The organism is Lentzea roselyniae (assembly GCF_039537795.1).
Lineage (GTDB): Bacteria > Actinomycetota > Actinomycetes > Mycobacteriales > Pseudonocardiaceae > Lentzea > Lentzea atacamensis.
Genome location: NZ_BAABBE010000027.1, coordinates 110,098 through 116,700 on the forward strand (window position 1 = coordinate 110,098; position 6,603 = coordinate 116,700).

The 6,603-nt window shown below is 66.1% G+C and carries 6 protein-coding genes and 1 pseudogene; 2 read left to right on the forward strand and 5 right to left on the reverse strand.

From position 1 onward, the window contains the following. The 4 genes and pseudogenes from ABFX45_RS35550 to ABFX45_RS46620 all read right to left on the reverse strand — a co-directional run bounded on the left by ABFX45_RS35550 (window position 1) and on the right by ABFX45_RS46620 (window position 2,635). Window positions 1–720 (reverse strand): polysaccharide deacetylase family protein, encoded by a 720-nt coding sequence (locus tag ABFX45_RS35550; RefSeq protein WP_346134881.1) that lies wholly within the window; start codon window positions 718–720, stop codon window positions 1–3. Window positions 721–765: 45 nt separating this feature from the next. Beyond that, a complete protein-coding gene (locus ABFX45_RS35555; protein WP_346134882.1) occupies window positions 766–1,257 on the reverse strand; it encodes an MOSC domain-containing protein in 492 nt (163 codons plus the stop codon). After that, window positions 1,236–1,533 (reverse strand): annotated as a pseudogene (locus tag ABFX45_RS35560) (peptide-methionine (S)-S-oxide reductase); the annotation flags it as partial. The pseudogene ABFX45_RS35560 and the gene ABFX45_RS35555, both read right to left, overlap by 22 nt. A gap of 778 nt (window positions 1,534–2,311) precedes the next feature. Next, window positions 2,312–2,635 carry an acyl-CoA dehydrogenase family protein gene (locus ABFX45_RS46620; protein ID WP_428834274.1) on the reverse strand — a complete coding sequence of 108 codons (324 nt, stop codon included), beginning with the start codon at window positions 2,633–2,635 and terminating at the stop codon, window positions 2,312–2,314. 607 nt (window positions 2,636–3,242) lie between these two features. Between ABFX45_RS46620 and ABFX45_RS35565 the strand changes: the two genes are divergently transcribed. After that, window positions 3,243–4,343 carry a hypothetical protein gene (locus ABFX45_RS35565; RefSeq protein WP_346134884.1) on the forward strand — a complete coding sequence of 367 codons (1,101 nt, stop codon included), beginning with the start codon at window positions 3,243–3,245 and terminating at the stop codon, window positions 4,341–4,343. On the opposite strand, the gene ABFX45_RS35570 is transcribed toward ABFX45_RS35565, so the two are convergent. After that, window positions 4,254–5,366 carry an NsdA family TPR-like regulatory protein gene (locus tag ABFX45_RS35570; RefSeq protein ID WP_487047091.1) on the reverse strand — a complete coding sequence of 371 codons (1,113 nt, stop codon included), beginning with the start codon at window positions 5,364–5,366 and terminating at the stop codon, window positions 4,254–4,256. The genes ABFX45_RS35565 and ABFX45_RS35570 overlap by 90 nt on opposite strands. 610 nt (window positions 5,367–5,976) lie before the next feature. Between ABFX45_RS35570 and ABFX45_RS35575 the strand changes: the two genes are divergently transcribed. Continuing rightward, entirely contained in the window at window positions 5,977–6,372 is a 396-nt protein-coding gene (locus ABFX45_RS35575) for an integrase (protein ID WP_346134888.1), read from the forward strand. Window positions 6,373–6,603 lie beyond the last annotated feature (231 nt).

The window sequence follows — 6,603 nt, forward strand, 5'->3', positions numbered from 1 at the left end:
TCAGGCTTGGTCGAGGAGCGCGGACACGGTGACGAACCGGAAACCGCGCTCCTTCAGTTTGGCGATGATCGGCTTGAGGGCCTGCCTGGTGTCGTTGCGCGTCACGTACATGGGGTGGAGAAGGATGATCGAGCCCGGCTTGGTGCGGTCGAGGGTCTCCCGCTCGATCTGTTGCGCGGTGGGCGTGCCCGCGGAGTCCGGTTCCACGTCCCACATGATCGTCTTGCGGTTGTGCTCGCTCAGGTAGTGCGGCAACGCGAAGAGCTTCTTGCCGTTGGGCGGGCGGAAGTGGATGTCGCCCTGATAGCCGGTCTTGCGGATCTCGGCATCGGTGTCCTCGACCTCTTTGACCACGGTGCTGGGCAGCACACCGACCATCCGCTGGTGGTTGTAGGTGTGGTTGCCGATCTCGTGCCCGGCTGCCGCGATCTTCCTGCCGAGATCGGGGTACTTCGCGAGGTCGCGGCCCATGAGGAAGAACGTGGCCTGGACCTGTTCCCCGGCGAGCGCGTCCAGGACGTACTGGGTGCCGGCGGGGTCCGGGCCGTCGTCGAACGTGAGCGCCACGACCTTCTCGTTCGTCTCCACCCGGTCCACCAGCTCACCGAAGAACTGGAACGTGCGGGAGCTGCTGACGTTCCACAGCACGACCGCGGCCGTCAGGACGACGACGAGGCTGATCGCGGTGATGATCGTTGGCTTGCGGCGTAACCACTTCATGTGATCACTATGACGAGGACCGCTTTCAGGTTGCACGGCACCCCGTCAACCCAGAACGAGCACAGCCGGGCCAACCCGCAACACCCCGTCGTCGAGCGGCACACACCGCTTGCCGCCCTTCCCGCGCAACGCCTTGAGCGCGCCCGGCGCGACAACCACATCCATCCAGGCGCACGGGCTGGCCGGCCGGTGGACCTCGAACCGCACCGGCCGGGCACCGGTGTCGAGGCTGAACACGGTGCCGCGAGCCAGTGCGTCCACGTCGAACCCGCGCACCACGATGTTCCGCCGCGCCACGAGCGGATCCACCGGCCACGGGTCGAGCGACTCGGCCGCGATCACCGTGACCGCCGCGTTGTGGTGGGCGGGGTGGTTGAAGAACCTGTCGCCGACGATGCCGAGTCCGGCCCGCAGCTCCACGTGGTCCCGGCCGACCGGCTCGGGATCGGGACGGGGGCCGTCCGACGGACGGCCCTCGAAGGCGTGCACGGCTGAGACGTGCAGTGCGACGATCTCTACCTCTCGCCGAGCTGCCATTCCGGCCTCACGTAGTGGCACGTGTAGCCGTTGGGGTAGCGCTCCAGGTAGTCCTGGTGCTCCGGCTCGGCCTCCCAGAACTCCGTCGCCTGGGTCACCTCGGTGACGACCTTGCCCGGCCACTGCCGGAGGCGTCGACGTCGGCGATGGTCGCCTCAGCCACCTGCTTCTGCGCGTCATCGGTGTAGAAGATCGCCGAGCGGTAGCTGGCGCCGATGTCGTTGCCCTGGCGGTTGCGGGTCGACGGTCGTGGATCTGGAAGAAGAATTCCAACACCCAAACCCGGGACTGATCCCGTGTTCATCTGAACACAGGAGTCATGATCGGGAGGCTAGCAGTAACAGCCAGCGCTCACACAACACGGGATGCGTCACGCGTTCTGCCTCGTCTCAGGCATCTCCGGTCGAAGAACTGTGGCCGCAGCGGTGCCCACCGCCACGAGTGCGCGACCACCGTCACGTCGCCAGTGACCGGCGACGACAAGCTCCGCGCCGGGCGAATGGCCGATCACCGACCAGCGGCCTCCCCGACGCCAGGATGATCACGCGATTCCCGTGGTGCGGGTGTTCGGCCGAAACCGGGGTCGTATCTCCGACGCCGGCGACCACCGGGTCATCCGAATCCGGAGGCGGCATCCGGCACAGCGCTGTCGGACGGTGGCAGTGTCGTGATCACTCCTCGGCGCCAGAGGTCACCGCCCCGACGTCCCCGCCGTATCCAAGCGGCCATGACGCTTTCGCGATCGATGACGCGGTCGCCGTGTTGTCGATCGGCCTGGTCTCAGGCAGATCGAAGATTGTTCGCCAGGATCGGCTTCGGCCACTCGACATCCCATGGTGGCTTCGGGCGCGAGGTCCTGCCTCAGACGCACGCGCATCCCCTCGCTGCAGGCCGCGGTGAAGACACGCTCGGACGCCCTGTTAGCCTTTGAAGCACGTAGAGCGAATTGACGTGTAGTCCAGCGTGCCAGCGGAACGTAAGCCGTCCGAGCGGACGCAGTTGACCCAGAGCCCACAGAGACTTCGTGACCGCTCTACGGCCAGTGCACCAAGGCCTAACTACTGGTCGGGCCACCCGAAGTTGGAGCACCACGGGGCGGCACTCCTCGCCCCGCAACCGGGGAACCGGGGGGCCCTGGCAGGTTCGACCGCGATGTGCATCCTGCGACGGCCGCCTGGACGTTCGGCAGGTCCGTCACGGGCGTCCCGTGGCGGACGGTTTTGCGCAGCCGTGTCACACATCGCTCGAGAAGGGCACGCATCAATCCGGTGACCAGACACGTGAGGATGAGGCGGCGGTAGTTCAGGTAGCGCTGTGAGTGGGTCAGGCCGTCACCGCCGACAACGCGCTCGGCCGGAGTCGTGCAACACCCCGCCACACCCGTGCCCCATGCTCATCACATCAGGAAGGCGGGTTCGGCGCGCCGGAAGGCCAGTTCCTCGACCAACGTCCCTCACGTCGCGAGGTCCACGCCGCCCCCACCGAATCTCCTGCGGGAACGACAGCCCCGCAATCCCAGCCGCATCCGCCATCGTGAAGAACCGGCGCGGAATGAACTCACCACACCGATACGGCGGTCAGCGTCGCACCGACCTCGGCGAGCAGGGTGTCCCATCGGCGTCCCACAAGATCCGCGGCATCCCGCGTCGATGCTCACGCACTCGCCTCCTCCGCTGTCGGCAGCTCCGTCGGCGGACATTAGGACCTCCGACAGGAGACGATGGCGAGAAGTTTGGCAACAACAGCAGTCGCCATCACGGGAGCGGGAGTGACGACTCGACTGACGTGTCGTTCGTTCGAGGCCGACACTTCAGCCTCCTGAGCGAGAGCGGTGCGAACACAGCGTTTTGCGTTGTCGCCAGTCACACCCAAGCAGTGCGTACTGCGGTCACCGAACCGGCTTTCCTCATCGCGGACCACTTCTCATACCTCGCCAAATAACTACTATCCGTTGCAGGATGATTACTTTACGAACAGGGGCGGTCATGAACAGATCCGTGGAGCGACGTCAGCTGCCCGTCCGTGGCGCAGTGTCCGGTCAGCTGCAGGTGGGACCGTTCGTGCACCCGGACAGGGGGCTGGTGCGGTGTCCCTCCGCAGCGGCGCTCGTGGCAAGCCTTCGCCGCGAAGGTCATCACGCGACGAGTGTCAGCCAGCCCTTCGCCGTGAATGCAGACGCGCCGAATGGAGTGCTCTTCACCGCCTCCTACTTGGATCGCGACGATAGGGCGGTGGGCTTCTGCGTAGCTGTCCACGCCACCGATCAGGCAGGGCATCAGGCGGCTCGGGACGTGGTGAACACCTGGTCGGCGGTGTGGCGCAGCCGACGCGCCATCCTGGCTCCGGTGAAGCAGTCGTGCGGGGGCGGAGACGTGGGGGCAAAGCCGAATGACGCTCCTTGTCCGCATGTCGTGACGGCGCGCGACGACCTGAAAGTGTTCCGACAACGCGGCGATCAGGTGATCGTGATCGGCAAGCGCGGGCAGGACGAGGTGTCCGTGCTCGCCTGCGAGCAAGAAGGCGTCATCCTGCTCGAGCCCGGTGACGAGATCACCAGCCTCCACCTCGACCCCCACAGGGTGTCGTACCTCGTGCAACCCGGCGTGGTGATCGAGGACGCCGCACACGTCATCGCCGCGTTGCGGGCCCGCTACCCGAGAATTCGCGGCTCTCACCCCGACGCGTTCTGCTACGCCGCCTCCGATTACGCGGCGGCCGTCCGTGCAGTAGCCGCGTCGTCCGACACCGTGCTCGTACTGGGCTCGGCGAGCGCGGAGAGCAACGAGAAATCACTGCAGCTAGCCGTGCCCGTGTGCGCGCAGACCCACATCGTCCACCGAGTGGACGAGCTCCGACCGGCCTGGCTTGCGGGCGCGGCGTGTGTCGGGCTGGTGCCGACGTCGCCTGACTCCCGTGACCTCGGCCATCAGGTGCTCGCCGTCCTGTCAGGGCTGGGACCGCTGTCGGTGGTGCGGCGGCTCATCACCACCGAAGTCCTACCCGGCTGGTCGTCGGGGTCGGCCCTCCAGAGCGGACGCCCGGTCCAGCAGATCGTTCAGCTCATGTGCCCCACGGTACGGCCGTAAGCATGACCGCAAGGCACCGAGTGCGGTCGTGGCCCGTCCGCTGCGGATCATCGGATACCCGTCGAGGGAGCGGTGCCATGTCCGCACGGCCTGCTCGACTTGTCCGGCGCGGAGCTTCAGTTCGGCAAGTCGAGCCAAAGTGATGACCTTGGAACGCGCCTCCGTGGCAGGGCGGCTGCGGATGGACTCCTTCATCGAGCTGACAGCTGCGCGTGGATTCTCCATCCAGATGTGCACAACGGCTCGCTGATGGGCAAGCGAAGCACGGTACACACCGATCACATGAGAGCTGGTCGCGCGCTCAAAGTGACGTTCCGCGGAGACCAGACCGGCGGTCGGCGCACGCCGATTCCCCGCGACGGCGTGCGCGACGGCGAGCTGCCCGGCCACGAACGCCTGCACTTCCGGAGACCTGTTGACCGACGCGGCACCGACCGCGCTCTCAGCCAGCTCCACCGCCGGGCGGCAATGCCCGACCGCGTGAGCCTGCACGCTCATCGCTCGCAGGGCAATGGCATACGTGTCGGGATCGTTTGCCTCTGCGGCGAGTCCAAGCGCCGTCCGACAGCGCGCCTGCGCCGCGTCGTGGAGCTGGTCGTCGAAACACATGAAGCCGCACAGGTAGGACAGTTGCGCAGCTACTGTCAGAAACTCGCGCCGCACAGCTGGCGAGGTTGCCCGTGCAGCCGGCAGCGGCTCGACCGTTGTCTTGAGGTATTCCACGAGTGCCGAGCGCATGTGTCCGGCGCCGTAGGCACTGTCGGCCTCCGAGAAGATCCGCAGCATGGTGCTTGCCGCCGTCACCGCTGACAGATCCAACCGAGTTGCCGGTACCGCCGCCCTTCCGCCGCCGGCCACGGCGAGGGCCTCGGGCCAAGACGGCACGTCGAGATTGGAGAGCCGGTAGACGTGACAGACACCCGCCTCGTCGAACCCCGCTTCACTACCCGGCCCAACCGCCGGGAGAACGCTTCGGCGACGAACTCGGGAACCGGTCGCCGAGGACGCGCCCCGCTGAGCCACTGCGCCACCGAGGCCGGCCGTGGTTCGTCCGTCTGCCCGCTTCTGCGCCGATCGTGTTCATGGCCTCGGCGAGCGCCGTACCGCTCCACCTGGGCTTCGGCCAGCTGGGGAACGCAGCCGACTGTTGGGAACATGCACAACCGCCACGGCTCCGCCACTCGAGAACGCGTAGAAACCTGACGACTTGCGAGTCGTCTGGAGGGTCAGGCAGCCGGAACGAAGTCGGCTTGACCATGGGGCATGAACCGCGTATTCCCGAACCGTAAACACAAATGGCTCATCGATTCCACGGCAGTATGGAGGTTTCCCGGAAGGGACCTTGTAGCTGCCAACGGCTCGCGGCTCGCCAATATCGACTGCCGATGACAAGGGCTTGACATGCGGACGAGCAGCCGCCAGATGCGATGCCGATCTCGACGTGGAACGAATCTCGCATGCAAGGCAAATCGGCCGGACGGCAGATCGGCAACGAGAACTGAAGATGCATCGATCAGGGCGCTTCACCGGTTCCGAGTGTTGGTCCGCCGGACGCCAGCCGCCGGGTTCGCATTCTGGGCGCCACCGCGCATCCGACCGCTTCCTGGGTCGCCCAGACCGCAATACCCTCGTCATGGACCTCGAAGACACCCGCAGGCACGCACGGTTCCTGATCCGGGACCGCGGCGGGACGTGTCCCGCTCTGTTCGACGCTGTGCTCGCCAACGTGGGCATCCGGGTCGTCCTCAGCAGTGTCCGGATCCCGCGAATGAACGCGATCATGGAACGCTGGATCCGGACCTGTCGCCACGAACTCCTCGACCGCACACTGAGGTGGAACCAGCGGCATCTACTCCACGCCCTGCGCGAGTACGAGAAGTTCCACAACACTCACCGACCCATCAAGGCATCGCCAACGCTCGACCGCTACAGCCACTGCAACCACGGATCAAGCAGCGGTCACCAGCTCAACAGCCGCCGACGGCAGCGACTGGGCCCCATCCTCAACGAGTACCACCACGCCGCCTGACCTGCACGGATGGCATTTTCGGCAAGCACACCGCCAGCCAAACCTCAACGAGCCGACCGAGAAAAACGACATCGGCCAACATTCGCACATAGCCGGAACAAAACGGGACTGTAAAACGAGCGGTGTAACTCCCGATCATGGAAGTGCACCTGATGACCGACATGATGTCCGGCGTGGAGAACGCCGAGAACTCGAAGCCCGCGACCGGCCTGGACGGCCTGGACGAGCAGC